Origin of the sequence: Mechercharimyces sp. CAU 1602 (assembly GCF_024753565.1) — a bacterium.
In the GTDB taxonomy this organism is placed as follows: Bacteria; Bacillota; Bacilli; order Thermoactinomycetales; family JANTPT01; genus Mechercharimyces.
The window spans coordinates 377,243-404,242 of the sequence record NZ_JANTPT010000001.1 but is presented as its reverse complement, the minus strand read 5'-3'; the positions used below and the strand labels follow the sequence as shown (position 1 = coordinate 404,242).

Sequence of the window (27,000 nt, the reverse complement as noted above, 5' to 3'; positions counted from 1 at the left end):
CCTATATTATGCATATCAATGAACGACTAAAGGAGTGGCACCTAACATGGACAACTTTACATTTCATAATCCAACCAAATTGATATTTGGTAAAGATACACTTTCTAGCATCAAAGAGGAAATCCCGCGTTTTGGTAAACGTGTGTTACTCGTATATGGCGGCGGCAGTATCAAGCGTAATGGTATTTATGAACGTACTCTCCGTTATCTGGCGGACATCGGAGCAGAAGTTACTGAGCTCTCTGGTATCGAACCTAATCCCCGCCTCTCTTCGGTACACAAAGGAGTAGAGCTATGTCATAAACATAACATTAACTTCATCCTCGCTATCGGCGGTGGAAGTGTCATCGATGCCACTAAAGCAATTGCCGCTGGTTCTCATTACGATGGTGATGTTTGGGATATTATAACGAAAAAAGCAGAGGCTAAAAGTGCCCTCCCCTTCGGAACTGTACTTACACTAGCTGCAACCGGATCGGAGATGAACCCAGGCTCAGTTATTACTAACTGGGAGACGAAAGAAAAGATCGGCTGGGGTGCGCCATGTGTTTATCCTCAATTTTCTATCCTCGATCCAACTCATACGATAAGCGTCCCAAAAAACCAAACGATCTACGGTATTGTGGATATGATGTCACATGCACTCGAGCATTATTTTAGTGCATCTCCCAATACGCCATATAATGAGCGCATGGTCGAGTCTTTACTTAAAACAGTGATGGAAATATCTCCCACTATTTTAGCTGATTTAGAGAACTACGAGGCACGTGAAACCCTTCTCTTCTGTGGCACGATGGCACTCAATGGTGTCATAAACCAAGGAATGAATGGAGATTGGGCCACCCACGGTATCGAACACGCTGTTTCTGCTGTATACGATATCCCCCACGGAGGTGGGCTGGCAATCATCTTCCCTAATTGGATCCGCTTCAATTTAGATAAAACCGCACCAAAAATGAAACAACTAGCCATTCGCGTGTTTGATGTTGATCCAGCAGACAAAAGCGATCGCGAAATTGCTGAAGAAGGACTCGAACGCTTACGTGCATTCTGGAAGGAGATTGGTGCACCCAGCCGTCTCGCAGACTATAATATTGACGATTCTCAACTAGAGATTATGGCACAAAAAGCAACCCCTTCCGAAACAGTAGGTCGCTTTGTCAAATGTACACAAGCCGATGTGAAAGAGATCTTGCGCATGAGTTTATAACAAATCAGAGCCGTCCTCCTTCAAGTGGACGGCTCTGATTAATGTATGCCTAGGATAAAGGATTTCTTCAAAACTCCCAAATCGTTGCTTCGTCATTATTGATCATTAACTTAGTTAGTTGATCGTTATAATCAGATACTAACTTAAAATAGTTGGCCGACTTCTTGTAGGCGCGTTTCTCATAGTAGTGATGGGCCAGTTGGGACGCCAATTGAATAGAGAGCTTGAGATGTCCTTCTATCGCTCCCGACTCAATAATCTTTTGCATCTCACGCTCATATCTATTCTCATTACCACGTAATAAAAAGAATCGTGCTTGAATCGATAGTAACTTTAAGTGCATATAACTCATGTTTTTAGAATCAAGTCCCTGCATCGCTTTACCTAGATAAGATTCTACTTGATTCCAATCTTTCAGCTCTGTGTATACTTCGATCAGACGTAAGTAAGGGTAAGTGATTCGGTGTTCCTCTCCACACTCACGATAGCGTTCGATGGACAGTTGGAAGTGTTCAATAGCCTTGGAAAACTCCTTTTCTCCCACGTATACGCGTCCAAAATTATATAAGATCAAGCCAAGAGATAACTTGTCATCAGCTGGTGTTTGTTGCATCGCTTCATGCAAAATATTAAGTGATTTCTTATAGTTTTTGGTCAAGTGGAACAATACTCCCATGATGATTAACGTGTTAATCATCATATGCTCTTCCTGCTTCTCTCTAAATATTTCATATGCTTTTTGTGCATAGACAAGACTAATATATTTATCTTCCATCATTTCTTTCTTCACTAGACTGATATTAAGGTACAATTTTGCCTGAGCAATAGCATCGTCCACATGGTTAGAAAACTGTTCCGCCAGACAGTAATAATGGTTGGCTTTAATGTAGTCTTGTTTTAGATAAAATAGATTTCCACATGAAATATAATAGAAATAGTAGTCTGTCGCTAATTCGTCTGGAACTGTGAGTGGGACAAAGTGACGAGACTGTACATAGTACTGTTCTGATGTCTCTACATCTTTTTCTTGATCTAAATAGTATCGAATCAACGTCGTATACATCTTCACGTATGTTTCCGTCGAATGCATCTCTGATGTATGTAAATTTAGAAAAGAGAGATCTGCTTCTGTCAACGTTTGTTTGCAGCGATACCTTTCACTGATGTGTAAAATTCGTTCTGCAGCATCACTATTATCTTTATCCAGTAAATCCGCAGCCTGTACATCCAATCGGCCCGATATCTCTTCCAGAAAAGAGAGTGAAGGGTTAATATCACCTGTTTCAATTCTACTTAAATATGTAATAGAAGAAATCCCCTCGACTAGCTCCCTCTGAGTCAGCTTTTTATGAAGCCGCAACTGTCTAATCTTTTCTCCTATATCCATATGATTACCCCTATCCTGCTGTAGTGGAAATGCAATCATCAACGTTGCCAATCCACACTCACACCACAATCACAGCTTCTTTTTTGTCGATATTATATTTACGAAGCCGTTCCCCCTACTTCTAATTTATCATGCTTATCGAGACTTTCGCAATAATCCAACTGATAAAAGAATGTAGTCTCGCCAATTAAAATAAAGTACTAGATCATGCCACACCTAAACTGATGTTAAATTGAACCTGAAAAAGAGCAGAAAAGTGCACAAAAAAACGGGCACACTTTACTTATTGTTTTTAACGCAGTTAAACAGATACATTATATACAACAACAAGGTAATGTTATCAAGGTACGTTACGTAAAGGAGGGTGGACGTTGAAGAAAAGACCGATCGTAGAACTAGCAAGAGATCCTGACCCCAGATCGGACATCTTGCGAAAGCCCATTTTCCAACTAAATGCGGATATAAATAAGAAGCAAAAAAATGTAAGCTTCACGATCGAAAAGGATGTTTCCACTCAGTATTCATCCCGACGCAGATCCTACATGATCCACAAAAATACCTTAGCACAAATTTTATATGAGGCTTTTTATAACGGATTTACTACAAAGTATATTTTTCCAACCTTGATTATGTTAGATCCCACTTTGGTCTCTGGTTTTAACCATTCCGGTATTTACACTTTCTATGTACATGATGAGTACTTTCACTTTATTAAGAATATTGAAAATGAAGAGGAAAGTGATCTCTCGCTCTTCAAACACACCTATGACATTCACTCTGATCTCGCTATCGGGTACGCGTTGATGCTTCCATCTAGTACACCAGATTGGAATCACATTCGAACAGAATTGGATGAAATCGTGTTGCGCGTCACTCATTTGCTCCAGCTCCATGGAGGCTTAGATGAAAAATATTTAATCACTGCCTTTCATCTAGACAGTCAACCGGACTATTTTCTTTCCCCTATCATCGCCTCGCATTGGTTTAAAGAGAGTGTGGGACTTTAACGTTTCAGTATCAGTGAGTTGCATTTCGCTAGTAGCAAGCACTTTACTTATATTAACAGGAGGTAATCCTATGTACAGAGTGACTCATATTTTATTGACAACCATATCCTTCTCACTGCTAACCACTTGCTTTGTAGCAGAATTAACTCCTTCGAAAAGTATTCAAATCTCCGCACTCCACACTGTTGCATCATCTGAAAATCCTAATGGTTCTGAGGATCCAGGCCCCTTCTAAATCACCTCTTCCTGACGCACCTCATGCGTAACCGTCTAATACGGACGGTTACGCATGAGGTGTTTTTCTTTTCTACTATCATAGTAAAACTTCAAGCGAAATTCAGATAAAAACAACAAAAAAATTTGAGTTGAATTTACTTCTTTTTTTTAACAAACGATCCCCATTATAGTGTTATTAAAGAGAAGCACACCGAATCGAAGGAGGAACAAACTATGAGCATTCACACAAAGCAACCCGATTCTATCAATGAAGTGACACAATTTTTCGATTCATCCTATATGCACTCTCACCACTACTTAGAAAATCTGATGTTACGTAGGCAATATACATTCTTAACCGAATATCTCAATCGCCTCTCTCCACAACCAAAGGTACTAGATTTCTGCTGTGGGTATGGAAGACATTTACTTCCTTTAACCGCTGAAGGGTATGACATCACGGGCTTAGATATTAATGAATACTATCTACAACATATTAAAGAGCAAAACCAAGAAGTTTCCTTAATCCAAGCGGATGCACGATTCTTTCAAGGAACAGGAGAATATGATGTCGTTCTTAACCTTGAAACCTCGATTGTTTACCAGTCGGATGAAGATAGCTTAAAAATGTTGAAATCCATGCATAGTTGCTTAAAGCCAGGCGGAACCCTTTTGCTTCATCTTGCAAATCGCGAGTATGTCCTTAAAAACTTTCAACATCTTGTCTGGTTTGATGATGGCAATGGTGGCTACGTTCTTAGAAAACAAGGATTGGATCCCATTACAAGTACGCTTCACATTCAAGAAACGCGACTCTCCTCCAGTGGAGAGAAACAACACTACAATACAAGGATGCGGTTGTTCGCAGTAACTGAGGTAGTATCGATGCTTCACCAAGCTGGTTTTCATACTGAAAAAGTATATGGGGATTTCTCCTCCTCACCATACACCACCGATTCGACCGATATCGTGATCACGTGTCAAAAATAACCTCTATCTACACCGATCCTGTATAAGGAGGTGAGAAAGCATGAAACATACTGCAACTGTGTTGTCGATACTGCTTGCTGTATTTGGCATGATAGCTGTCACCCCCGCCCAGAGTGGGCCGAGCGACGAGGTTTGTGACATCACGATTTGTGATCCAGTTGATTTCATCAAGTAAGGTACACCATTCATGCACTACCCCATTTTAGGAGGTGACGCGCGATGGAACGCAACACGGTGATCATCATCATTATCCCAGACTAAGCCTTCTAACTTACCCTACCTTACCTTAGGAGGTGACGCGTGATGGAACGCAACACGGTGATCATCATCATTATCCCAGACTAAGAACCTTCTAACTTACCCTACCTTACCTTAGGAGGTGACGCGCGATGGAACGCAACACGGTGATCATCATCATTATCCCGGACTAAGAACCTTCTAACTTACCCTACCTTACCTTAGGAGGTGACGCGTGATGGAACGCAACACGGTGATCATCATCATTATCCCAGACTAAGACCTTCTAACTTACCCTACCTTACCTTAGGAGGTGACGCGTGATGGAACGCAACACGGTGATCATCATCATTATCCCAGACTAAAACCTTCTAACTTACCCTACCTTACCTTAGGAGGTGACGCGTGATGGAACGCAACACGGTGATCATCATCATTATCCCAGACTAAGAACCTTCTAAACTTACCCTACCTTACATTAGGAGGTGACGCGCGATGGAACGCAACACGGTGATCATCATCATTATCCCAGACTAAGCCTTCTAACTTACCCTCTACCTTACCTTAGGAGGTGACGCGTGATGGAACGCAACACGGTGATCATCATCATTATCCCAGACTAAAAACCTTCTAACTCTTACCCTACCTTACCTTAGGAGGTGACGCGTGATGGAACGCAACACGGTGATCATTATCATTATCCCAGACTAAAACTATCTGATCTCAAACCTAGCTTAATGTAGTAGAGTGGGGAGTGTCTACCATACATGAATAAAGTAATACATAGGCACTCCCATCTCCACTATACTTTTAATATGTGAAGAATGTGAGGGGAGCGAAAGAAACATGATTTCAAAAACCTTTCCGCTATTTCAAAATAAATATGTAAGATATATTTTGTTATCCAATCTCTTTTTACAGATCGGCATCTGGATTCGTAACTTTGCTATTCTGCTATTTGTGATGGAACAAACCAATGGAAACGCCATTGCGATCTCTATGATCTCCATCGCTGAGTACGCACCCATTTTTCTCTTCTCCTTTATCGGGGGTACATTTGCCGACAGATGGCGACCAAAACAAACCATGTTTTGGTGTTCATTTCTAAGCTCAGTCTCCATCTTCATCGTCTTACTTACACTCGTATTTGGCACATGGAAAGTAATCTTTTTCGCTACCTTATTTTCTTCTATCCTATCCCAGTTTTCACAGCCTTCCGGTCGCAAATTATTTAAAGCACATGTATCGGCGGAGCACTTACAACAAAGTATCTCTTACTATCAAACAACCACATCGCTTTTTATTATCTTAGGACCCGTAATCGGAACAGCCATTTACCAGCAATTCGGAATCAGCTGGGCAATTGTATTAACAGGGATTTCGTTTGCACTTTCTGCACTTGTACTCACTTTCCTACCTAAAGACGAGACGGTTAAAAGCAAAAGCAATCGCAAAGTACACCAAGAAATGCTGGATGGATTCCGCTATGTCTTCTCCCGCAGAGAACTTCTTCTCCTTGGAGCCTGTTTTATTACTGTAGGGATCTCTGGAGGTCTCATTCAACCATTAAACATCTTTCTCGTCACAGAGCAATTACAACTACCTAAGGAGTCATTACAATGGTTGATGATCGCCAATGGTCTCGGCATGATTATCGGTTCTGGTATGGGAGTAGCTCTTTCTAAAAAATTACCACCACATAAAATGCTCACCATCGGCATGGTGATTAGTGCAGGTGGAGTCTCTATTATTGGATTTTCCGAGTGGCTATGGGTTACCTTGATCGCTGAAGTGGCTGTCGGATTTGTTATGCCTCTTATACAAATCGGGGTGTATACTCTCGTTGTTCTACAAGTAGAAGAAGCTTACATTGGGCGCGTCAGCGGTATTCTCAATCCCCTCTTCACGGGAGCGATGGTGCTTGCCATGGCTGCAGTGGGGAGCTTAAAAGCATTTTTCTCTATTACATTGCTCTTTCAACTAGCCTCCCTCCTCTTTGTACTAGGTTTTATCGCTGCAGTATGGATCACGCTAGCCCCTAAGAAGAAAGAGCAACTACACGTTGAGGTACAAAGCAGTTAATCTAATAACAGACTCAATATTTAGAAGGGGTGGCATCTATGGAAACCACACTTATTCAATTTGAAACGATTCAGCTGGAGGGATTGCGGCTCCACGTTTATCTCTCTGACAAATTTAAAACAAATACCATTATGGCTATGATCGCGCAAAACCTAACCAGCCAATCTGTTACAAAGACAGCACTTTTACCAAAAATCCTAACAAGTGGAACTCGTTCGCTACCAACTTCAAAGGATATTCAATCACAACTACGCTCACTCTATGGGGCTACTCTCACGTCTAAAGTACTAAAGAGAGGGGATTATCAGGTTTTACAGATGGGACTAGAGATAGCAAATGAAGCCTATCTTCCCGATCAACCTCCACTTTTGGAAGAAGGGTTTGCTCTCCTTGCGCAACTACTTTTCCAACCGAATCACGCTAACGGACAATTCGTAGACGAACACGTCCAGCTGGCAAAACGCCATCTGCGCCAACGGATAGAGGGTCTCAAAAATGACAGCATCCTCTACGCGATGTATCGTGCTACAGAGGAGATGTACAAAGACGAGCCATTTTCTTTATATATTCATGGCAGAAGAAAAGATATTCCAGCTGTAGATGGAAAGTCTTTGTTTTCCTACTATCAAGAATGGGTCAAACGCTACCCTCTTGATCTCTATTTTGTAGGAAATGCCCCTCTTCACTCTATTATTAAGCTTATAGAAGGTTATTTTCCCACAAGAGACAACGTGGAGTCTCTGCCTTTAAATCCGACATCAAAGAAGAAGGTTCATTCGCCCAAAGTGACACAAGTAGTAGAGCAAGTAAAATCTACCCAAGCGAAGTTAACTATCGGTTGCCGAACATCCCTCTCCCTCGGGAGTGAAAATTACCCTGCTCTGCTCGTCTATCATGCCATTCTAGGAGCTTTCCCCTACTCTAAAATCTTTCGGGAGCTACGTGAAAAAGCGAACCTCGCTTATTACGCCTCCTCAACTTTAGAAGCTCATCAGGGGCTATTCATGATCCACGCTGGAATTGATAGCCACAATAAGGATAAAGCAATTACCATCATTAAAGAACAGTTAGCAGCGATGGAGACAGGAGACATCAGTGAGAGCGAATTAGCGCAAAGCAAAGCCCTTTTAATCAATCAACACAAGGAAAAACAAGATCAAGCAATCGACCTCATCAATGAGGATTATCATCAGGTTCTAAGTGGAAAGCGGCGTTCCTGGGAAGAACTGCAAACCAGCATCCAGGCCGTGTGTAAAGAAGATGTACAACAAGTGGCTCAATTACTCTATTTGGATACCATCTACTTCCTAGGTGATGACGAAGGAGGCGATTTAAGATGAATGAATTTACTAACACCCTACTCCAAGAACGATATTACACAGAGCAACTTGCCAACGGACTGACTATATGTCTTCTTCCCCGACCAAACTACACCAAGACGTATGCTACACTTACGACAGGATATGGCTCCGTCGATCGGCATTTTTCTCTTCCACATGAAGAGATATTAGCTCCACACGGCGTTGCCCACTTCCTTGAACATAAGATGTTTGAAGATCCAAACGAAGACGTATTTCAAAAGTTTGCTCATCAAGGTGCCTCCATCAATGCCATTACTTCTTACCAGCAAACTTCTTACCTGATGAGTTGCACTCATCAAGTAGAGAATAATCTCCATCACTTACTCGACTTTGTGCAACAATTATACATAACAGATGAGAATATTGATAAGGAGAAGCCGATTATTGAACAGGAGATCAATATGTATCACGATCATCCTATCTGGCGCGCCTACGCTGGCTTATTAAGCGCCATGTACCACCGTCATCCCGTCCGCATCGATATTGCAGGCACCTCTGAATCGATCTCACACATCAACAAATCGCTTCTACGTACTTGTTACGAAACCTTTTATCATCCTAGTCAACTGCTGCTCTTCGTCGTAGGACCAATCGATCCTGAAGAAACTATAGAGCATATCCGTCGAAATCAAGCACTTAAAACTTTCCCTACTCGCCCTAACGTAGAGCGCAAACCTGTTGAAGAGCCGATCCACCCCTCCCGTCCAATAACAGATATTTCTCTTCCCACCGGTAATAACATCTGCTACTTCGGATTTAAAGAAGCACGTGTAGATGCTATGGGTGACGACTACTTAAAGCAAGAGCTATGCACACAATTAGCTTTACAAGCACTCTTTGGCAAAGGATCATGGTTGTATAATAGCCTTCACAATGAGGGCCTCTTAGACGTAGACTTTAAAGCCGAGTATTGTTTGGCACAAGGCTTTGGCTTCTCTTTCATGCACGGTACCACTTCCGATCCAGACACACTGCTCCAACGCGTACAAGCAGAACTTCCACGCCTACTCAATGAGGGGATCCATCTAGCAGAGTGGGAGCTGCTACGTAAAGAAAAAATGGGGGAAATTTTAACATCCTTCAACTCACTCGAATGGATTGCTAAACAATTTACTCGTTATTATTTAAACCGAGCAGATCTCTTCCGCCTATCCACGATTCTCTCTCACCTCACCCTCCATGATGTACAACAATCCTTATACGAGCATATGGATATGGAGCATTTCTGCGCCTCGATCGTGCGTGCCAGTTAAGTAACTATCACAACTTCACTCAGGTGGCAGTAACAAAAGAAGAAGCCCATTCTAGCGGGCTTCTTCTTTTGTTACACTATTCAACCTTATATAGATCAAAGTCAAACTGCGTCAAAGAATAGGTAAATTCTTTCAATCTAGAATTAGTGTCATCTATAGAATCAACAATTAGCCACAACCCTTCATCCATGTACATGAGCGTAAGGATGTCATTCCATACTTCTTTTTCTATATCAGTTAACTCAACATGCCTGTTATATCCCTCCATAAATAAGTCCCACTCTCCCTTTGTTAAAGGACGGGCTGGTATTGAATCTATACCATCATTATGAAACAGGATACAAGCAATCGCTAAGTCAACAATTCGCGGAATCATACCGCCATTATCTGGATCGATCAAGGTGGGCTTCTCATCTTTCGTAAAAATTATGTTGCTTGCCTTATAATCTCGACTAGCTGTTACTATCGGTAGATCTTCATGTGGCAGGCATGCCAACCCTGCTGATAAAAACTTCTCTATTTTATCGGCAATAGATCTAAATTTCCGTTCTGCTGGTTCATCTCCAATCCAATTACTAATCTTAGTGACATCAGAAATAATCTCTTCCTTATAGTCCTCATCAAACTGTGCCCAATCAAACCGACCACTATTAAATAGATTCTCTTGGCTATGCAGTTGACCCAACAGCTTTCCAGCTTCCACAATATCACCTGCAGAGCCATTATAGATTCGTCCTTCAATAAAAGGATACATAACCCAATTGTCCCCATCAAAGTGAACAAACGGCTTATTCCTAAAAGGGGTGACCACCTTGATTCCCCGCCCCGTTAGATAATATAGCCATTCTTTCAATTGATTAGCTTCATCAATCTTCTTCCTGGTACGTTTTATTATCACATCATGATGCATATATTCGCATTTATACACAGGCGCATACGGGTATATAGACGTGACCGCAGATCCATCCCCTTCGATATCAAAAAGAGAAAATAATTCCTTTATCTTTGATTGCTCCATTATGTGCCCCCTAGAAGATTCCTATCTATCTAAAAAAGCTCCCTCTTAGAAATACGCTTCAGATTTAATCTCATTACTATTAACGATTTCAGAACTAACGCTTGGAATCTCCATCACATCTCCGAATCCCAAACCTCTACAAATTTATAACCTGTCAAAGAGCTGGATGTTACTCTATCCTTGAAATCATCCGATACAAGTACCTTAGAGTCCACATACTCATCCAGATACACTCTAAAAATATGCTCTTTTTTTATCTGATCGATATGAAAAGCATATTTTTTAAAGCTTACTCTCAGCCTCGAGCTCAACGTTTTAACTAGCGCCTTATTGTAATCAATCGCATCTATTATATTTAAAACATGTACCGCATAAAATAGTTTGTGGGGATGTGTAAGTGGAAGAAATTCGACTTGATCAGTTACGAGATCGGAAATGGCGTTTACGACATGATCTGAAACAACAGGTATATCCCCTTTTCCCCAAAATTTAGGGAAATCACTTGGAGAAGAGTTCTCTTCCATTGTGTATACCTTTATATCGCCCCAATCCGTTATTCTTTGATTTTTATCTCTAAGCTGTTCAAAAGCATGTTTATCACTATCAAAATCGAGTAGATGAAGCTCCTCAAAATTACTGCTCACATCACTTTTCAATTCCCATATCATTTTCACTCTATATACACCTCAATCCATAAGTAAATGCACTTCAATACCGTATTGCCCACTCCAACACAGGAGTGGGCAACAGATTCTTTAATACATCCACCCACCATTAATTTAATGGCAGCGAGCCGTTTAATAAACTTTTCCTAATTTCATTTATTTCTTCAACAACATCTGCTTTTGTTCCTCCTCTTTTTTCTACCTCCCTCAATTGCTCTGTTACATATTCTATATACTCTTTACCGTGACTTCCTATATGTTTTGACTCATCCCCCGTGTACTTGTCATCTTTGTACAGAAGGAAAACACCGTTTACGGCTGAATCATATTCGATCCCATACTGATCTAATATATCCCGTGCTTCTAGTGCTCTTGGATCATTCTATGGGATAATATAATGAACCGCATTTCCATAGGGGGTGGATCTACTCCTACATCCTTCAATTCAGCTCGTAATATCTGAGATCGGGAATAAGAGTCTGGGTATTCATTTTTCACTTCAGTTCTGTTACTAACTAATGCATCGTAGCCACCGGCCGAGGTAACTTTAGCTCCATCTTTCTCCGCATTATTTCCCGTCGAGCAATCTTTTTTCTTTGCTTTAGCACAGCCATCATGAACGAAAATAGCATCTGCCACACTGCCTATTTTTATAACTTTTGCAGGTGTCGGAAGACTTTCTGCTATCCCCCAAATGCGTTGACCAAGTGGAATTTGATCCCCATTCTCATCTTTTCCTGACCATGATTCACCAAATTTCTCCCAATCAAATACAGCTTTGCTGTATTTTCTAAAGGCTCATCCCAAAATTGATTCCAGCCCTCTACAGTATTATCCCATAAATCTGAAAAATATTGTTTAGGATCGTTCCATAGTTTATTCCATGATCCCTTCAATCCATCCCAATTGATTGTTTCAAGGGCATAATCCTCCAGATTATCTATTATTCTTTTCCAATCTTTTTCATAAATATCTTCAAACCAGTCTACCGTACTATTTTTTGCATCACTACCAATATCTTTTACATCGCTCCATAAGGATTCAAAAAAACCCGGTTCATCATCTACATCCGCTTTGCTATTGACGGATACTTCTGTTTTTAATGGTTCTGATCCAGAGCCATCACCGCCACTAAGATAGTAGCTAATAAGACACCTGCTGCTAAGATGACCACATATTCTAGTGTAGACGCCCCTTTTTCAAAAGAGAGAGCACTACGTATGCGTCGCAACCACGGGTAAAAGCTCATACGCTACAACACTCCTATCTTCTAAAAAAGGGAGACTACTATAAGGAGAACTAAAAATAAAGATCCAGGTAATAGAACAATGGATAAAAACCCTTTCCATGAAGAAAAGCCATTCACTTCTCCTAGTATCTTCGAGAAAATTACGTAGTACCATATAGTCATAGCTAAATCTGCTAGCATAAACAAAAAATACAGTAATAGAAGAAACTTTGATCCATCCATAGTGGGTGTCTCTTCTGTAAATAACTCTCCCCCCAAAAATCAAAAGCATTGGCAATAGAAGAATCCACTTAGATATGTAAGGGAAAGATGCCCAAGTAGTAACTTTTATGTTTTCTATAAATGTTGATTCTCCTCCAAATAATCGCGAGGTAACAAAGACTAGCGTAGAAAGCACTATCCAAGCAATTGCTCCAATAATAGGGCCCAACACATCCCCTAAATAATGCTTATCTTTCACCGTAATATTATACCATAAGAAGGTATAATAGGAAATAGAAAAGAAGAATTATCTCACTTATTCACTCCCCTTAACTCAAGCCCATGAATAACATCAATATGCACAAATAATTCCTCCTCCCTCTCTCTCGTACAGGCACACGCCTATGGGCACAGTCATATAGTAATTAATACGTGTGGGTGATGTTGGAGGTGGTGGCGTGTCCAGCATTTTTTCAGCTATTGCGTTGATGCTGAAAGAATTTGTGGTGTTTGTTTCTTATATTAAGAACAATGCTTTTCCTCAACCATTAAATGAAAAAGATGAAAATCGCTATCTCGTTGAGATGGCCAAAGGGGACCTCTATGCACGAAATGTGTTAATTGAACATAATTTACGTTTAGTAGCCCATATTTGCAAAGCGTTGTGAACACGATTCAATGTCAATATCTCCACTCAATTTAGCCTCTTTTAAAATATGCTCCATAGGACCAAAGCAAATCACTTTTGCCTCGTCGCCGTCAAAGTATAGCACTATTTCATCCATGATCAAACTTATAATGTGTCTCCTTTCCTTCATTGACAATTCCTCTTTAAGCATTTTCTGAATCCCTTCCATCATTGATTCAAAACTCTCTTTTGCCAACAATTTATTCGTTTGCTCATCCTGATTTGATTGCAACGCCTTGATCTGATTCTCTACAATTCCTATGTCTTTGTTGATGCCTGACATGTCTCTTTGCATTTCTTCCTCTGTAATGAGGTCGTTTAGGAACATATATTTCAGCTTTTCTCTTTGTTTGTTTAGGTCTTCAAAACGTATCTTTAAAGCGCCGATGGTTTCGTTAATTTCTATTTCGTGCGCCTTCGCTCCCTCACCGATCCTTTCTATATATTTCTTAGGTTGAGAGACTATCTCAAATACTATCCCCCAGATGAAATCTTCCAGTTGTTCTGCTCTAATTGCATGTGTATCGCACTTTTTCACTTCTCCTCCATATTTTCTAGGGAATTTATTTGGACAACGATAGCTTCTATACCGTTGATCTTTTCTTCCGGAATACGTTGTAGCCTGCCACTTACGTCCACAATGTCCGCAACGGAGTAACGACTTTAGCATATACTCGTGCTTAACATTACCAGAAAACGTTTTATTCTTCTCTCGTTGCCTTTGCGCTAACTCGAAAAGCGCTTTATCAATAATCGCAGGCACAGTTATTGAGACCCAATCGTCCTTATCACGCATCGATATGGCTTTACGTACATAACCCGATTTTGTTTTACCTTTAACCTTCTTCGTTTCTCTGCGATTATAATAAAAAGTCCCTGCATACGTCTCTGAATTCAATATTCTCCCTATAGATGACGCGTTCCATTGCTTTCCTCGTCGTGGTTTTGCCCCTAATTCGTGTAACTTTTCTCCGATTTCTCGTAATGTAAGGTTTTTGTATACATACCAATCATATACCATACGAACGAATTTAGCCTCTTCCTCATTGATTACTAGCTTCCCGTCCTGAAATTCGTAACCGTAAGGTGTCGTTCTCATAGGGAGGATTTGACCTCTTTCGGCCGCTTTTATACGTCCAGTCACAGTTCGTTTTCGTATCTGCGCTAATTCGTACTGTGCAATAGCGGACTGCATATTAAAAAATAGCTGTCCTTCCGGCGTATTTTTGTATTCGGTATCAACAAAAATAAGTTCTACATTGCTTTTTTCAAATTCCCCGCAAACTAATAGTTTATCGACTAGATTCCGGCTTAACCGATCCGGATGAGTACAAATCACGTGAGTTACACTTCCATTCTTCACGTTCTCACGCAACCTGTCCATTTGCGGACGTTCAATATTCTCGCCAGATGCTCCCTCTTCTCTAAATACCTCTATACTTCCACCTATACCTAATTCTTTTATTTTCTTCTGGCAAAAGTCTATTTGCGAGTCCAGGCTAGTACCATCAACTTGTGTCAGTGTAGATACTCTTGCGTATATAGCTACAGACACCGAATCCACCTCTCTTTTTTGTGTACACAATGAATTACACTTATTATAAACAAAAGAGCCGGCTATATGCCAGCTTCTTTTGAAAGGTATTTATTAATAAGGAAATCTATTACTAAAGCCTCTTTTTCTTTTGCCTTAGCAAGCTCTTCTTTATTTAATTCTTTTGATGGTATCGCTAATTTAAGCTCATATCTCTTTTTAGCCTTCCCTTTCATCCTCTCTCACCTCATTTAAATATACGGATCTCATAATTTGTCCTATAACCGCCATCAATCCGAATTTTCCAACGAATACACTCGTACCTCGCTCGCCTTAGTATCCTTCGTATATCGCTTCTTCCGCGTCTTATTCCGCTTATGCGTATCCTTATCGTAAAACCGTCTCCTCGGTTTCCGATAAAATCGTCCATCCGTTCCAACATCTCTAGCCTTCTTAAACGAAACCTCGCCACTCCGTCGCCTCTCCAGTTGCCTATCGCTAAATATCGGATACTCTTCTCGACTCGCTTTATCCGGATGTGGATCGTTTATCTCTTCGTGAAGAATATAATCAGTCAATCGTTCCAGTTGCTTTGTGTCAGGTGATTCCCCGATAAAATGCGTATACTCCGTTATCAAGTCGTTAACCACGCTCATTCGAAATTCCCTGCACTCAATAAACGCCTCCTTCGCAAGCAACGCATCTACTGCGCCTTCGAATTGTTTTTTATAGTCGTCTGTAATCGTGAACGCCAATCTAACACCTCCTTTTTCGAATATTCGTTTAATTGTTGCGCTAATGCTTTTCCGAGATACCACGCCACCCGACATGCTACGCCATTTCCGACAATGCGATACTGCGCAGATAACGATAAGTCTTCCGGTATGACGTACCAGTCAGGCGCGGATTGGATTCGCAAACATTCTCTAACGGTGAATCTACGTGGCTTTGACTGCGGGTGGATCGGCTGTCCGGAATTATGATGAGCGGGTATCGTATTTGACGGTTGACTAAGGGATTGAACGCGATTAGCTTGGTCGTAGCTATAATCACTTTTCGGAGTCCAGTATGACTTCTCATCGTGATTCGAAATCTCCACTGTCTGGCAATAAAACTGTGTCGTAATCGTTGGACTCGGTGCGCTCATATTCGCCTTACGCTCAGGCTTCTTAACGTTCCAATTCTGATCAGGTACAGGTAGATCGCCAATTACATCACACAATACCTGTGTCCGGTAGTCTGCGGGATCAGGTTCCGGAAACTGAAATTCAAAACCGAGATCTCTTCGTATACCCACGATAAACACGCGTTCTCTCTTCTGCGCCACTCCGTAGTCCCATGCATTTATCAGTCGCCAACTAATTCGATACCCAATTTCGTTAAACTTCGTAATAAGAGAGTCAAACGTTTCTCTATGGCGCTTTCCTATCAATCCCTTGACGTTTTCAAATATAAAAGCTTTCGGTTGTTTGCGCTCAATAATGTTCAAATACGCCCATACTAGCCGGCCATTCTTCCCCTCCTCCCCGTCATGCTTACCTGCTACGCTAAAGTCTTGGCACGGTGGTCCTCCGGCAATAATATCTGTATCCGGAATACCCTCAGGATCGATCTCCGTTATATCACTTAGAACCGCGTGCATTCCTACATTGTGTCGGTATGCCTTTATTGCTTGCTTATTTACATCGTTTGCCCAGACAATATCGAATCCCGCTTCCTTTAACCCTACCGCCATCAATCCGCCTCCACAGAACAACTCCGCAATCGTGAGTCCATTCGACGGTTCCGTTGGTGTCACGTTAAACTCCATATATCCACTCCTTTCAATATTTGCGCCAGGATGAAGCTGGCACGATAGTTTTTGAATCGGTGAAGTCGTAATAGTTCCAGCAGGCTCATCCCACGCTTTCTTGCGCAACCCATTAGTGCTACCTCCACTAATGGGTATCTTTCCGTTCCAGAAAACTAGTTGATCCTCTCGACTTAGACTTCGCCAGTTTCCGCCAGGCGGTATCTTGTCTGCGAAAGACTCTTCGTCTTTTCTAACGCCGTAGCCGTAGTGATTTCGCAATTTACTTATCGCTTGTCGCCTCCCTTCGCTCACACTCAATACACATTCCGCTTCTTTCTTCGCCGGATAGGAGGTACTTTCCGCAAACATAACAGGCTTCCGTTTCCTCCTTCCCTGTTTCTTCGCTCCAAACTTCGTAAACCTTCGCTATCCGTTTCAGCGCTCCGATAATGTGGTCCGCTACAGCCTGCTGCGTAATCCGCATCTCAAACGCCGTGTCCACTTGTCGTAAGTCCCGCACGTAAACGTAATACAGCGCCTCTTTCTGACGCTCGGTTAACCCCGCTTTCCAGTAAGCCTTGTGTAAATCCATTAAGATATCCTTACCTGCGTAATCGCCTTTGTCGTAACACCTTACGCCTAACTTGAATTGGTCCCGCAATAAACGATGAACTCCGCGAGGCGTCATACAGTCGTAGTCTTGCGCATAACGGCGATGTGCCGCTTCGATGTCGTGCTTGACGGTTCCTATTCGATCATCTCCTTTCCGAAAATTCCGTAACTATCTTGCAATTACGCAGGTAAACCGAATATAATAGTAGAAACCTGTAATGTAACGGATTCCCTCGCAATGGAGGTTATACATATGTCAATCGAATGGATCAGTGCAACACCTGGCGGTCATAGAGCAACGGACATGTTCGTCACGATCGACAAACAACAACGTCTATCTTTAAATAAGCTCGCTCGCGTCGAACTCTCCTGCGTCGATATCCCAATTTCGCTGTACATCGGATACGATCCGGTGAACCATCGCATCGCCCTCGCGAAACCAGACGTCGTTCGACTAACCGATACACGCCCATATAAAATTGATCAGCGAGGCTATACGACAGTCCGCAAACTCGTGCAACGCTATAAACTGCCTATGAATCAATCCCGCCGTTATTTCTTCGATGGAAAAGAGAACGGTGCTTTAACGTTCAAGCTCGAAGACTATGACGCGCCTGACGATAATATCGGAAAGTAAAGTAGCTAGAAGCCGTCAGGATAATATATCCATTCAATGAAAGCCGGAGTTCCAAAGCTGTTTCGAACGACGACAAGATCTCCGTTTTCCCTGGCGTTCTTATACGGGGGTCTTTTTGTAAACTCGTAAATAATTTCGCTGTCAGACGAGAAAACAGGAGAGTCGAGGATTTCGTAGGTCATTTCGTATTTTCCGTCGTCAGTGACGTCATGGTGAATGAGTTTGAAACGCAATCACATAGCCTCCTCTATTAAAGGAAGATTCCGTACAATAACGTCAACCTGTTCCGCCATGTCAAGCCATCTGCCTCCGTTTTCAATTTCGAAATCAACGCCGAATCCGTCAATGTACATTTCCGTTTCGTGATTGAGCGTGGTTTCGTCGAATAAATCGCCTTCTTGTCTCATGCGTTGGAGGCGTATATCATCAGGGCAGGTAACGCGGATGATTGCGAACCCTTTCTCACGGCAGTATTGATATTCGTTGGGCTGTCGGAGATCGGTGATGACTATGTTCTTTCCGGTCGTAACTAAGTCGTATATCGCGTAATCTAAATGCCGTACCCAGATATCCGATTCCCGCTCTCGCATCGTTTGACCAAACCATTGGTATAGTTGGCGATCCTTTAACTGACGTGGTTGAAACAGTTTGTTGGCGAAAAGTTTGAGCGTATCGCCAAATGCGCAAGAATGAAATCCATAATTCTCGCTCAGATACTCCGCAACTGTAGACTTCCCACTACGCATCTTCCCCGTCAATGCAATCTTCACTAGACCTTCGCCTCCTTCTCTACATAGTAGGTAAATTGGCTACGCAGTCCCTCAACCTCTGATTCAAGCGATTCCATACGTTCCTCAAGCCAGCCCATGTCGCTCATTTTCGGCACTAGAACTAGATATTCTGTCTGGTCAATGAGTTGACCGAATTCCCCTACATCGAGGCATCCACGTTGATCTGTGATCTTAAGGATATCGCCTACTTCAAATTGCTGACCACGAAGGTAATCCGGTCCCTCTACAGCTACGACTTTTTCACCCACTTGCGCTCTACGCTCCACACAATCGAAACCCGTCATACACTCACGCATGGCTATTCTCCTCTCCGTATTTGATTCTTAAGGGGTGGTCTTTCGGCAAATCTCTGACGTTATAACGGTTGACTGACGATGCTCGAGTATCTTGGGAATATTGGACTTTCCGTCGTCGATTCGCTTTCTTTACTTTCCCGTCGAGGAATTTTGTAGCCATACCTTTCTCCTCCTTTTTCTCCCTCTATAATGTTTAGAGTCATTAGTAAGCAACTTCGCGCACTTTTTGTGGACTTTTTTTCTTTCTTATCTTTAATAGGGGCAAGGTAGCCCGCGTTTGATAACATCTCGATGATTTTTTTTCGTCCTATCTATATACACTCACCTGTGTTTCCGAATTAGGACACTTCCAAAGAAAAAATTTGCCGCGCAGCGTATTTTACTACACGGCTTCTTCCCCCTACATCTCGTCAAAGAATGGATCTACCCACGGATCAACCATGACGACTTCCCTCCGAACCCTTTCGGCCAACTCCGCAATCTCCCACTGTGCGCCCTTTCCTTCTTGCCTCTTCGAATAGAAGTCGAGAATGGCTCGGAGATTCCCGGTCATGACGAGATTCGTTGCTGTGGCGTTTGGGAGAATGAATCTTGCGTCTTCAGCAAGCACACTTGATCTTCGCAATTCATCGTAAACCGCTTGTGAACGTCTCATCGCGTTATGGTAACTCTCTGACTTACTTAATGAAGGAGGCGCGACGTAATCAAATCCGCCACTTCGGTCGTCACTCCCCATCTTCACATACCGTTGACTCTGAACGCTGAATGAGAAGAATCGATGTCTCGTCAATTGCGCCAATGCTGACCGTGATAATCCTTCGATAGCAAACGTATAGCTCAAATGCTCGATCGTGGACGTATGCTTGGAGCGCATGATGTGCCGAATCAAACGGTCAACTTCCGCCCCCTTTTCGCCATCTGTAGCTTCATTGTGGAAATACTTTTTCCCCTCTTTCGCAACGATTTCGCTCGGTTTATTCGCGGAATAACAGGTTCTTATCGCAGTCAAAGCGAGTCCTTGTGACTCCTGTACACCTGGACCGACGTATTGTAGCAATTCAAACGCCATCTTTTCGGATACTTTTGTATGGGCGAGTAATTCTACGTTTAACTTAACTTCGCTCAATCTTCGTCCTCCTTTCGTACTATTTGCATTCCTTTCCATCACATAACTTCACTGGCGGTTTATATTTAATGCGCGGAAAATTCTTGTTAGTCGGATTTCTTTGCGCTAACAATTCGCCATCCAGCGACCAATAGCGGTATATCGTATGAGCTGGAGAATCCTCAGTGCCCCGTCATGCTGTTGACTCCGCTACAATAACGCTAATTTGTCGGGCCATTTATACACTCATTCGCTATCACCTTCCTATGGTTCGATTCCTTCGTCCACTTCCGCATATCCCGCTGCTCTGCACAAAGGACTCGTTATACTGCTTAATTGCCAATACCATTCGCTTCCTCCTGGTTTGTATTGAGTTCTCGACATCTCTTTGGCTACTGCGGCATGAACGCTCCCCCATTGTTCTTCCGTTAGATACACTGGACGTTTTTCAGTGGACACATCTACTCCAGTCGACCCGAAACCTCCCGATCCTCTCGCAGTTTCCATTAATTCTTCAGTTTCTTCGATGTTTGCTCGTATGACTGGCGCGATAACGGCTTGCGCTATGCGGTCGCCTTTTTGTACGACTTGCTCATATCCCATAGCGATATTCTCGAGTTGTATTTTGATTTCTCCTCGATAGTCACTGTCGATTGTCCCTATCCCATTCGGCATTCTAAGACGAGTTATCTTCGCAATTCCACTTCTCATTCGAATTTGCATTTCGTAGCCATTGGGTATCTCAAATGCAAGACCTGTCGGAATCATTTTCGTTTCTCCAGGCTCGATGATGACGGTATCTGTCGCAACCAAATCGAATCCAGCCGATCCTACCGTCGCATATTCCGGGATCACTGCATCTTCTTGGAGCCTCTTTACTTTGACGTTCAAGTCGTACCCGTAAGGAACTACTTGCGAAGTCTTGCCGTTATACCACGTCTTACGTTCGACCTTTCCGTGATCGTTAAACATTCACATCCTCCTCGGCAGCGTAATTCGGTAAGTCCCAACACGCTTCGATATCTCCGAATGTTCTGTAATGACTAGCGATACGAGTAGCCTGCTTTCTTGACCAACCGATATCCGTTGCGTATTGGTGGTCTCCCGGTGATTTCGGATTCCATTTCATCTTATAAAGCGTGTTCTGTCCAGCATGAATGTAGAAATATGAAATCCACTTGATTCCGCCGTAAATCGCCTTGGCAGCGGAGTCCCAGCCTTTCTCTTTTGCGTACTGCGCTCCCCTTTCGTTGGGGTTTTCGTCGATCGCTCCGATGCCGAATACGTTGTACCACCCTTCGTATCCTTCGACCGTACCTGTTGCTAACTTGCTTGTTCCGCGTCCAGATTCGAGCGACGAATGTACCGCGAGATATATTGGATCAACGTTCTGTATCAACCCACCTGCGAGGAAAATGACGCCCATCCCTTCCAACACGCCTTGCCCTTCTAAGAAATCATCTAAGTCCGCTACAGAAGCGTCTGGTACCTGCGCAAGGTTCAAGTGTTGCAGGACTTCGTCTCCTTCTAGTGAATTTGCAGGGTTCAACTCCTCGTCGACTTCTTCCGGAGTCGCTTGATGCCATCCACCATCCTTGTAAATGATCGGCGGCCATTGCAAATTAGCTTGCGTATCCAACGCTTCTTCGTATGTCATTGGCGAAGTTGTCGCCTGTATTCCGTTCAATCTCCCACTTACAGCCTCGCTGATTAATAAACTCATTTTCATAACATCCTTTCAAATTTTTTGTTATCTAATCGGACAGATCCCGCTCTCGCAACCGTCATTCCCGACATCGAATTCCTCTCCGCCACTCTCGTAGTTCGCCAACAACGCAGGATCAAACGGCTTCATACTCGATTTCATTTCTTCATACCGCGCTTCGGATATAGCCTCGTAAGGCGCCAGTTGATACGTCCCTCCGTCATAAGACAAGAACGAAACTGCCGTAAAGTCATCCCATTTTCTCCACACGATATTTTCGACTTCTTCCCATTCGTCATTGCGCACGTGGATCGTATTGGATGAGTTGTGTTCCGTATAAACAGACTGAAATTCAAAATAAGTATCGAATTGGTCTCGCGCATATACGTCATCCTTCGTCTTCTTTGCGCCTGATGACACAGGGAAGTCGATGACTAACGTCCTCGCGTTCTGCATTCGCTCCTCTTCGGTATCGCCTTGCGTCCCTATTTCAGGATTCGCTGTCCATCCGAGTTCTTTCGCTACCTGCGCTAGTGGATCAGTCGCGTTAATTCTGATTCGACGAATGTAGTACGGCGAGTGAGACCAATGTAAACCGGAGGATACGCCTCCAGCTACTTGCGACAAGGTGCCTTCCGGTTTTACTGTCGTGACGAGAAGTGGCGTAGAGACTCGGAGTTCTTTCGCATATCGACGCGCTTCTTCTTCCGCAAACACCCTCAAGATCCGTAGTTCTTCTGTAGAAACACCTGCATCCTTGACACCCGTTAACGAGGTACCGAGAAGTCTGTCGCGTTGCTGAATTTCGTTCCAATGCGGTAATTCCAGTTCAGCGAGCGTCATTCGAAGTCCGATACGAACGCTTCGTTTTTGCGCTTCGAGGGCGCCGTACAAATCAAACTTTCCTTCATCTACGAATTGCGCAAGGTTCACCGTCGTTAGGTTGCATACCCCATAAGAATCCAGAAGGATTTCAGCACCAGAAATGTTACGGCGGTACCGAGTCCGCACCGCCTCTGCATGTTTCCATACAGCTCAGACTATATCATCAGTCGGCTCAACTGATTTTCATCCATTTATAACCTAGCTCTTCTATAAACTCATTCGGGCATTCCGGCAAAACGGAAAAGAAATCATGCAATAATCGTTTCGGAATTCTCAACCTTCTTCTATTCCAGTCAATCTGTATTTTCAAGCCTATATCCCGCTCAAAACAGTCCCTTAAAAACATAATTTCATCATCAGTATATCGGTCAGTACAAAACTGTACCCGCACAGGATCTCCTCTTAAATGAACAAGATATCCGTCCCCTATATACCAATGCAATAAAGATGTCCGCGTAAGTTTTAAATCGTTGGGAACCTTCTTATAGTGAGTCCCGTCATCCCTCATTCTGTACCACTTCTCTTCTAGCTCAGAGAATGTCTTGTAAAATAGCGTGGTTACGACAGAAGAATAACGCGAGCCTTTGAATCCTCCCTTCCTTGAGAATAAGCGTACAGAGTTCTTTATATTTTGTTGAGTCAACATATCTGAAACTGTTGTTATATAAGTGGGATTCACGTTAGATAAACAAAACTGTGCGCTGCATTTACTCTTGTTTCGGTTAGAGAGATATCCATCGCCTAACATGAACCCTTTAAAATGCTCACTAAACTCCTCCTTGAAATCTATTTCTTTATAAAATTCCCTCATTAGAACCTCCTTTTTATTATTTAAATGAGCCGACTGCCTCCCGTTTCGAGCGCTCTTGCGCCCTACGGCTTTCGCCTAGTCGTTGAACGTTCCCCTTTCGGGACTTCGCTGCTGATTGCCCTCGACTCTACGTTAGGGGTTCCCAGCAATTAGAGAGGTTTTACATCCGCTATGCCACTAACGGATTCAATCCTTCCGCATTTGGACGTCTTCTCCGCGCCTCTTCGAGATTCACGAATCCCGGTTCACCTTCCATCTGCATCATTTCGAATACGAGGTTCAGTAGTCCACACGACGGCTTCTCCTCGAAAGCAATCGAGTTGTTTGACATTCTCCGGTGGTGTAACGGTCGACCAAAGTTATACGGCTCCTTTCCGTTGACATCTGTGCCATAATTCCGCTTCCCTACGTCATCCCACCATCGAGGTTTTGAAATCGCTAGGCACTCCATTAAGCGTCCAATCTTCTCGTGCTGCTTGAATTGCTGTTCAGACCACAGTCCGTTGATTCCGTATTTCGCGAACATACTCTCGTAGTCATCCGAATCAAACAAGTAGATTTCGGCCGTACGTCGCACGCCTCCAACGACTACGTTATTGCCGACTAGATTTCCGATATCTAAGATGTGAATCGGTCTTACCTTTGCGTATCCACCTCCTAATTGTTCAGGCGGATCTAAGTGCGGATCGATTTGGTTCTTTAGCACACGGTCAATACCTTCGAACATCTCACGTAACGGTTCATATCCACTAGCGCTTCCGCCGAAAGTGTTCAATCGCTCTCCCTTCGGACGCACGCTATTGTACGAAATTTTAATGGTGTGTATATATTCGTATTTCTTCCTCGTCAACAAGTCGAAGTAAATTCGTAACGACTCAACCCATCCCTCCTTCGAATCCCCAACGTAAATCTTCGCGTATCCGTTTTCTAGCGTTTTCAGCTTCGTATACTCAAGGCGCTTGTTCTTTGGTACGGGATTGTAATCGGAATGTAGTAGCTCCGTATTCACACGGATTGGCGCGAGACCTTTCGCCATTTCCTTCGTACACTTAAACCCTACGCCTGTTCCTACGAGCAGGAGATAAAACAAGTCTCCGAGATCATCCCAACTAGCAATATTCAAAAATGAGCAGTTAAAGTTTGACAATGGATACTTTTCCGCAACGCCTGTATCTGCTCCTCCGACCCAAAGTGTCCGCCCTGACGGAAATTGGCGCAGGTTGAATATCGAATCAAATAGTACCTCCGCTTCCTTTCGATGCCTCTCATAGTCAGCCGTATAACCGATCTTCTCTAAGTGCTTCACAGCTAGCCCAACGTTGTACTCAACTGCCCTCCTCACCGTCTCTTTCCACGTCTCCCGACGCTTCTTCGATTCGATCCAACGTGAGTAGGTTCGATAGTATACGAATGTTCCGAGTTCGTTCATATGATCGGGGAAATCAGGATATTTCGAAATGAATTCGTCAGTCAGTAATTTCTTTTGCAAACTACCACCCTTTCTCTCGGTTGTAATTAAGTAAGACCACGTACTCATCACCTAAAGTATCTACTTCTTCGCTAATTCTTTTTATTTCGTTATCCAACTCAGTTAATTGTTCCGAAGTCAATCCCGCTTTCTTTAATTGAAGATAGTCGGCGTACCTTGCCTCACGAAACTTACACAATTGAAGTAGCTTTTTCCTCAAATCCTCTTCCTTGCCCAACGAAAGCCACCGTTCTTCTTCCTGCGAAAGATCACGCATTATTTCACCTCCTCAATCAATCCTTCGCGCAACAGACACGCCAACACAACAGCAACCGCATCACTCTCATCATCCGTTTTAAACTCTTCTTCCGGAAACCACCCCCTCACTGCCACTTCCACGTCGTCTTTACTGGCTCGCCCGTTCCCCGTCACCTCCTTTTTCACGGTACTATTCGCTAACTCCTCAATTTCCACGCCACGTAGCGCATAGTCCACGATACCTGCAACCTTATATCCGCCTGCTGTTGCGTGAACCCTAGCGTTGTGAAACGCCTTCTCTCGGATCACCTTCACGAATGGACCGTAATCATATCGGATTGCTTCTACATACGACTTGATATGCGCTAACCTGTCGCCATGTGGTAACTTCGGATTCGTCTTCAAGTGTCCGTAAAAGAGAAGCGTAGGCTTGCGGTTCTTCTTCACCTCCAATACCGCGAAGCCTGGGCAAGATATCGAAAGATCGAGTCCGAAGTAGCGGTTTTTCATAACGATTCACTTCGCATCTTCTCAATGTCGTTTAGCGCCTGCTCACGATCCCTCACTTTATATTGTGGTACTCCGCCTTTCTGCTTCATTGCTTCGACTTCTTTACGGAGAACTGAAACTTCCTCGTCAGTCAACGACAACGCGCATGCTGTTTTGTAGTTGTTAAACGTCCACTTATCAAGTGCTAAAGGCGGCGGAGTATCCGTATCAACGGCTTCCAACACACTTGACAGTTCGTCGAGCAATTCCTCCTTTTCTTTCTTCGTAATGTTGAGGTAAAACGCTCTAATATCGGGATTCTTCATATACTCTTCGTCAGTTAAATTCCATCCTTTCTTCGATAGATTTCCGTAAAGTAAGATGTAGTCGCTAAGGTCGTGCATAATCGCGTATGCTATACACTGCCTAACGTGGCTGGGATCAGGATTCCGCATGGAGAAAGTCGAAGTCTTCGCAGCAGAAGTTTGCTTCGATTTGATCTCAAGTCCGACACGCCGTCCGTCTTTGTGACGAAGGATTCCATCAGGCTGACCTTTGAAATTGATCGAGTATCCGCCATGCTCTTCGGAATGGATCTTCTCCGCAAATTTCTCCCACATTGGATAACGTTTATCGCCAATCTCAGTAGTCTCAACAGTAAAAGACGGCTCCTCTCCAACAACGTTTTCGTAATGCTTCCAAATGAACAGCAAGTCACGCTGGATCATGTCGCCAAACAACGTTCCAAGTCTTTTCCACCTCCCGCGATACGGCGGATCAATATTCCGATCCTTCAACGCTCCCTTAAATTTCACGTACATTTCGCGATGACAGCTGTTTACAGATGACGGAGAGAAAAAAGGTCTCTTCCAACTAATCCGTTTCGGTTTTCTTAATATTTCGTAATTCATAGCGGCAATCTGTCTGTCCAGATCAGAATCCCATACTTCCGGCATCGAATGCCACGTATCGATCATGTACAGAAATTCAGATTCTAACGTAAATCCACGGTCGGCTGCGATGGATTCACGCAGTGTATCGACTCCTTTTCGA

Annotated in this window: 29 protein-coding genes and 5 pseudogenes; 10 read left to right on the top strand and 24 right to left on the bottom strand. The window is 43.2% G+C overall.

All coding sequences use genetic code 11. The features are described from left to right. Positions 1–46: 46 nt before the first annotated feature. Positions 47–1,210 (top strand): iron-containing alcohol dehydrogenase, encoded by a 1,164-nt coding sequence (locus NXZ84_RS02190; RefSeq protein ID WP_258838661.1) that lies wholly within the window; start codon positions 47–49, stop codon positions 1,208–1,210. 67 nt (positions 1,211–1,277) lie between these two features. On the opposite strand, the gene NXZ84_RS02185 is transcribed toward NXZ84_RS02190, so the two are convergent. Further along, entirely contained in the window at positions 1,278–2,636 is a 1,359-nt protein-coding gene (locus NXZ84_RS02185; protein ID WP_258838660.1) for a tetratricopeptide repeat protein, read from the bottom strand. A 332-nt stretch (positions 2,637–2,968) separates the two neighbouring features. On the opposite strand from NXZ84_RS02185, the gene NXZ84_RS02180 reads away from it, so the two are divergent. From NXZ84_RS02180 to yfmH, 7 genes are all read left to right on the top strand, one after another. Continuing rightward, the gene (locus tag NXZ84_RS02180) at positions 2,969–3,604 is read left to right on the top strand and encodes a hypothetical protein (protein WP_258838659.1); all 636 of its coding nucleotides are present in this window, start codon (positions 2,969–2,971) and stop codon (positions 3,602–3,604) included. 70 nt (positions 3,605–3,674) lie between these two features. Then, complete coding sequence (locus NXZ84_RS02175; RefSeq protein ID WP_258838658.1) at positions 3,675–3,839, top strand: hypothetical protein; 165 nt, start codon at positions 3,675–3,677, stop codon at positions 3,837–3,839. A gap of 215 nt (positions 3,840–4,054) precedes the next feature. Then, positions 4,055–4,810, top strand: a complete 756-nt coding sequence (locus NXZ84_RS02170; protein WP_258838657.1) for a class I SAM-dependent methyltransferase — start codon at positions 4,055–4,057, stop codon at positions 4,808–4,810. A 40-nt stretch (positions 4,811–4,850) separates the two neighbouring features. Beyond that, positions 4,851–4,985, top strand: coding sequence for a hypothetical protein (locus tag NXZ84_RS02165; RefSeq protein WP_258838656.1), 135 nt, complete (start codon positions 4,851–4,853; stop codon positions 4,983–4,985). Between the two features lie 908 nt (positions 4,986–5,893). Then, positions 5,894–7,129 (top strand): MFS transporter, encoded by a 1,236-nt coding sequence (locus NXZ84_RS02160; protein WP_258838655.1) that lies wholly within the window; start codon positions 5,894–5,896, stop codon positions 7,127–7,129. Between the two features lie 38 nt (positions 7,130–7,167). After that, a complete protein-coding gene (gene yfmF / locus NXZ84_RS02155; protein ID WP_258838654.1) occupies positions 7,168–8,469 on the top strand; it encodes an EF-P 5-aminopentanol modification-associated protein YfmF in 1,302 nt (433 codons plus the stop codon). Continuing rightward, on the top strand, positions 8,466–9,743 hold the full coding sequence (gene yfmH, locus NXZ84_RS02150) for an EF-P 5-aminopentanol modification-associated protein YfmH (protein ID WP_258838653.1): 1,278 nt from the start codon (positions 8,466–8,468) through the stop codon (positions 9,741–9,743). The genes yfmF and yfmH overlap by 4 nt, the downstream gene beginning before the upstream one ends. Before the next feature lie 76 nt (positions 9,744–9,819). On the opposite strand, the gene NXZ84_RS02145 is transcribed toward yfmH, so the two are convergent. The 5 genes and pseudogenes from NXZ84_RS02145 to NXZ84_RS02125 all read right to left on the bottom strand — a co-directional run bounded on the left by NXZ84_RS02145 (position 9,820) and on the right by NXZ84_RS02125 (position 12,675). Further along, positions 9,820–10,761: a phosphotransferase enzyme family protein gene (locus NXZ84_RS02145; protein WP_258838652.1), complete on the bottom strand. Its 942-nt coding sequence runs from the start codon at positions 10,759–10,761 to the stop codon at positions 9,820–9,822. Positions 10,762–10,874: 113 nt separating this feature from the next. Continuing rightward, entirely contained in the window at positions 10,875–11,429 is a 555-nt protein-coding gene (locus tag NXZ84_RS02140; protein WP_396654022.1) for an imm11 family protein, read from the bottom strand. Between the two features lie 106 nt (positions 11,430–11,535). Next, a pseudogene (locus NXZ84_RS02135) lies at positions 11,536–11,781 on the bottom strand (AHH domain-containing protein); the annotation flags it as partial. A gap of 328 nt (positions 11,782–12,109) precedes the next feature. Further along, a complete protein-coding gene (locus NXZ84_RS02130) occupies positions 12,110–12,322 on the bottom strand; it encodes a hypothetical protein (RefSeq protein ID WP_258838650.1) in 213 nt (70 codons plus the stop codon). 203 nt (positions 12,323–12,525) lie between these two features. Then, positions 12,526–12,675, bottom strand: a complete 150-nt coding sequence (locus NXZ84_RS02125) for a DUF4244 domain-containing protein (RefSeq protein WP_258838649.1) — start codon at positions 12,673–12,675, stop codon at positions 12,526–12,528. A 659-nt stretch (positions 12,676–13,334) separates the two neighbouring features. Here NXZ84_RS02125 and NXZ84_RS02120 point away from each other — a divergent pair. After that, positions 13,335–13,535, top strand: a pseudogene (locus tag NXZ84_RS02120) (hypothetical protein); the annotation flags it as partial. Here the strand turns inward: NXZ84_RS02120 and NXZ84_RS02115 are convergent. The 5 genes from NXZ84_RS02115 to NXZ84_RS02095 form a co-directional block, all read right to left on the bottom strand. Next, positions 13,515–15,119 (bottom strand): recombinase family protein, encoded by a 1,605-nt coding sequence (locus NXZ84_RS02115; protein ID WP_258838648.1) that lies wholly within the window; start codon positions 15,117–15,119, stop codon positions 13,515–13,517. The pseudogene NXZ84_RS02120 and the gene NXZ84_RS02115 sit on opposite strands and share 21 nt — an antisense overlap. 62 nt (positions 15,120–15,181) lie before the next feature. Continuing rightward, positions 15,182–15,334: a hypothetical protein gene (locus NXZ84_RS02110; RefSeq protein ID WP_258838647.1), complete on the bottom strand. Its 153-nt coding sequence runs from the start codon at positions 15,332–15,334 to the stop codon at positions 15,182–15,184. Positions 15,335–15,388: 54 nt separating this feature from the next. Beyond that, positions 15,389–15,853 (bottom strand): hypothetical protein, encoded by a 465-nt coding sequence (locus tag NXZ84_RS02105; RefSeq protein ID WP_258838646.1) that lies wholly within the window; start codon positions 15,851–15,853, stop codon positions 15,389–15,391. After that, the gene (locus tag NXZ84_RS02100; RefSeq protein WP_258838645.1) at positions 15,802–17,259 is read right to left on the bottom strand and encodes a DNA cytosine methyltransferase; all 1,458 of its coding nucleotides are present in this window, start codon (positions 17,257–17,259) and stop codon (positions 15,802–15,804) included. Before NXZ84_RS02100 ends, NXZ84_RS02105 begins: the two co-directional genes overlap by 52 nt. Then, positions 17,171–17,578, bottom strand: coding sequence for a hypothetical protein (locus tag NXZ84_RS02095; protein WP_258838644.1), 408 nt, complete (start codon positions 17,576–17,578; stop codon positions 17,171–17,173). Before NXZ84_RS02095 ends, NXZ84_RS02100 begins: the two co-directional genes overlap by 89 nt. A gap of 177 nt (positions 17,579–17,755) precedes the next feature. On the opposite strand from NXZ84_RS02095, the gene NXZ84_RS02090 reads away from it, so the two are divergent. Then, a complete protein-coding gene (locus tag NXZ84_RS02090; RefSeq protein ID WP_258838643.1) occupies positions 17,756–18,139 on the top strand; it encodes a hypothetical protein in 384 nt (127 codons plus the stop codon). A gap of 5 nt (positions 18,140–18,144) precedes the next feature. On the opposite strand, the gene NXZ84_RS02085 is transcribed toward NXZ84_RS02090, so the two are convergent. From NXZ84_RS02085 to NXZ84_RS02025, 13 genes and pseudogenes are all read right to left on the bottom strand, one after another. Then, the gene (locus NXZ84_RS02085; protein ID WP_258838642.1) at positions 18,145–18,372 is read right to left on the bottom strand and encodes a hypothetical protein; all 228 of its coding nucleotides are present in this window, start codon (positions 18,370–18,372) and stop codon (positions 18,145–18,147) included. Next, positions 18,373–18,909, bottom strand: coding sequence for an AAA family ATPase (locus NXZ84_RS02080; RefSeq protein ID WP_258838641.1), 537 nt, complete (start codon positions 18,907–18,909; stop codon positions 18,373–18,375). Next, positions 18,909–19,226 (bottom strand): hypothetical protein, encoded by a 318-nt coding sequence (locus NXZ84_RS02075; RefSeq protein WP_258838640.1) that lies wholly within the window; start codon positions 19,224–19,226, stop codon positions 18,909–18,911. The genes NXZ84_RS02080 and NXZ84_RS02075 overlap by 1 nt, the downstream gene beginning before the upstream one ends. Then, positions 19,219–19,386: a hypothetical protein gene (locus NXZ84_RS02070; RefSeq protein ID WP_258838639.1), complete on the bottom strand. Its 168-nt coding sequence runs from the start codon at positions 19,384–19,386 to the stop codon at positions 19,219–19,221. The genes NXZ84_RS02075 and NXZ84_RS02070 overlap by 8 nt, the downstream gene beginning before the upstream one ends. 240 nt (positions 19,387–19,626) lie before the next feature. Next, complete coding sequence (gene thyX / locus NXZ84_RS02065) at positions 19,627–20,295, bottom strand: FAD-dependent thymidylate synthase (RefSeq protein ID WP_258840305.1); 669 nt, start codon at positions 20,293–20,295, stop codon at positions 19,627–19,629. Between the two features lie 495 nt (positions 20,296–20,790). Next, a pseudogene (dut, locus tag NXZ84_RS02060) lies at positions 20,791–21,222 on the bottom strand (dUTP diphosphatase); the annotation flags it as partial. Between the two features lie 73 nt (positions 21,223–21,295). Then, positions 21,296–22,054, bottom strand: coding sequence for an N-acetylglucosaminidase (locus tag NXZ84_RS02055; protein WP_258838638.1), 759 nt, complete (start codon positions 22,052–22,054; stop codon positions 21,296–21,298). Positions 22,055–22,081: 27 nt separating this feature from the next. After that, positions 22,082–23,038, bottom strand: a pseudogene (locus NXZ84_RS02050) (ribonucleoside-triphosphate reductase, adenosylcobalamin-dependent); the annotation flags it as partial. Between the two features lie 55 nt (positions 23,039–23,093). Next, positions 23,094–23,732 carry a hypothetical protein gene (locus NXZ84_RS02045; RefSeq protein WP_258838637.1) on the bottom strand — a complete coding sequence of 213 codons (639 nt, stop codon included), beginning with the start codon at positions 23,730–23,732 and terminating at the stop codon, positions 23,094–23,096. 181 nt (positions 23,733–23,913) lie between these two features. Beyond that, positions 23,914–25,269 (bottom strand): annotated as a pseudogene (locus NXZ84_RS02040) (glycyl radical enzyme family protein); the annotation flags it as partial. Beyond that, entirely contained in the window at positions 25,223–25,477 is a 255-nt protein-coding gene (locus tag NXZ84_RS02035) for a hypothetical protein (protein WP_258838635.1), read from the bottom strand. The gene NXZ84_RS02035 and the pseudogene NXZ84_RS02040, both read right to left, overlap by 47 nt. Beyond that, positions 25,477–25,968, bottom strand: a complete 492-nt coding sequence (locus tag NXZ84_RS02030; protein WP_258838634.1) for a crossover junction endodeoxyribonuclease RuvC — start codon at positions 25,966–25,968, stop codon at positions 25,477–25,479. Before NXZ84_RS02030 ends, NXZ84_RS02035 begins: the two co-directional genes overlap by 1 nt. Beyond that, complete coding sequence (locus NXZ84_RS02025) at positions 25,965–26,924, bottom strand: hypothetical protein (RefSeq protein ID WP_258838633.1); 960 nt, start codon at positions 26,922–26,924, stop codon at positions 25,965–25,967. The genes NXZ84_RS02030 and NXZ84_RS02025 overlap by 4 nt, the downstream gene beginning before the upstream one ends. Between the last annotated feature and the right edge of the window lie 76 nt (positions 26,925–27,000).

Bases quoted from the DNA above. Each gene is read 5' to 3' on its own strand.
- NXZ84_RS02190 (WP_258838661.1), top strand. From the start codon at position 47: ATGGACAACTTTACATTTCATAATCCAACCAAATTGATATTTGGTAAA.
- NXZ84_RS02185 (WP_258838660.1), bottom strand. From the start codon at position 2,636: ATGATTGCATTTCCACTACAGCAGGATAGGGGTAATCATATGGATATA.
- NXZ84_RS02175 (WP_258838658.1), top strand. From the start codon at position 3,675: ATGTACAGAGTGACTCATATTTTATTGACAACCATATCCTTCTCACTG.
- NXZ84_RS02170 (WP_258838657.1), top strand. From the start codon at position 4,055: ATGAGCATTCACACAAAGCAACCCGATTCTATCAATGAAGTGACACAA.
- NXZ84_RS02165 (WP_258838656.1), top strand. From the start codon at position 4,851: ATGAAACATACTGCAACTGTGTTGTCGATACTGCTTGCTGTATTTGGC.
- NXZ84_RS02160 (WP_258838655.1), top strand. From the start codon at position 5,894: ATGATTTCAAAAACCTTTCCGCTATTTCAAAATAAATATGTAAGATAT.
- yfmF (WP_258838654.1), top strand. From the start codon at position 7,168: ATGGAAACCACACTTATTCAATTTGAAACGATTCAGCTGGAGGGATTG.
- yfmH (WP_258838653.1), top strand. From the start codon at position 8,466: ATGAATGAATTTACTAACACCCTACTCCAAGAACGATATTACACAGAG.
- NXZ84_RS02145 (WP_258838652.1), bottom strand. From the start codon at position 10,761: ATGGAGCAATCAAAGATAAAGGAATTATTTTCTCTTTTTGATATCGAA.
- NXZ84_RS02140 (WP_396654022.1), bottom strand. From the start codon at position 11,429: ATGATATGGGAATTGAAAAGTGATGTGAGCAGTAATTTTGAGGAGCTT.
- NXZ84_RS02125 (WP_258838649.1), bottom strand. From the start codon at position 12,675: ATGAGCTTTTACCCGTGGTTGCGACGCATACGTAGTGCTCTCTCTTTT.
- NXZ84_RS02110 (WP_258838647.1), bottom strand. From the start codon at position 15,334: ATGAAAGGGAAGGCTAAAAAGAGATATGAGCTTAAATTAGCGATACCA.
- NXZ84_RS02100 (WP_258838645.1), bottom strand. From the start codon at position 17,259: ATGTTTGCGGAAAGTACCTCCTATCCGGCGAAGAAAGAAGCGGAATGT.
- NXZ84_RS02095 (WP_258838644.1), bottom strand. From the start codon at position 17,578: ATGACGCCTCGCGGAGTTCATCGTTTATTGCGGGACCAATTCAAGTTA.
- NXZ84_RS02090 (WP_258838643.1), top strand. From the start codon at position 17,756: ATGTCAATCGAATGGATCAGTGCAACACCTGGCGGTCATAGAGCAACG.
- NXZ84_RS02075 (WP_258838640.1), bottom strand. From the start codon at position 19,226: ATGCGTGAGTGTATGACGGGTTTCGATTGTGTGGAGCGTAGAGCGCAA.
- NXZ84_RS02070 (WP_258838639.1), bottom strand. From the start codon at position 19,386: ATGGCTACAAAATTCCTCGACGGGAAAGTAAAGAAAGCGAATCGACGA.
- thyX (WP_258840305.1), bottom strand. From the start codon at position 20,295: ATGGCGTTTGAATTGCTACAATACGTCGGTCCAGGTGTACAGGAGTCA.
- NXZ84_RS02055 (WP_258838638.1), bottom strand. From the start codon at position 22,054: ATGAGTTTATTAATCAGCGAGGCTGTAAGTGGGAGATTGAACGGAATA.
- NXZ84_RS02045 (WP_258838637.1), bottom strand. From the start codon at position 23,732: ATGAGGGAATTTTATAAAGAAATAGATTTCAAGGAGGAGTTTAGTGAG.
- NXZ84_RS02035 (WP_258838635.1), bottom strand. From the start codon at position 25,477: ATGCGTGATCTTTCGCAGGAAGAAGAACGGTGGCTTTCGTTGGGCAAG.
- NXZ84_RS02030 (WP_258838634.1), bottom strand. From the start codon at position 25,968: ATGAAAAACCGCTACTTCGGACTCGATCTTTCGATATCTTGCCCAGGC.
- NXZ84_RS02025 (WP_258838633.1), bottom strand. From the start codon at position 26,924: ATGATCGATACGTGGCATTCGATGCCGGAAGTATGGGATTCTGATCTG.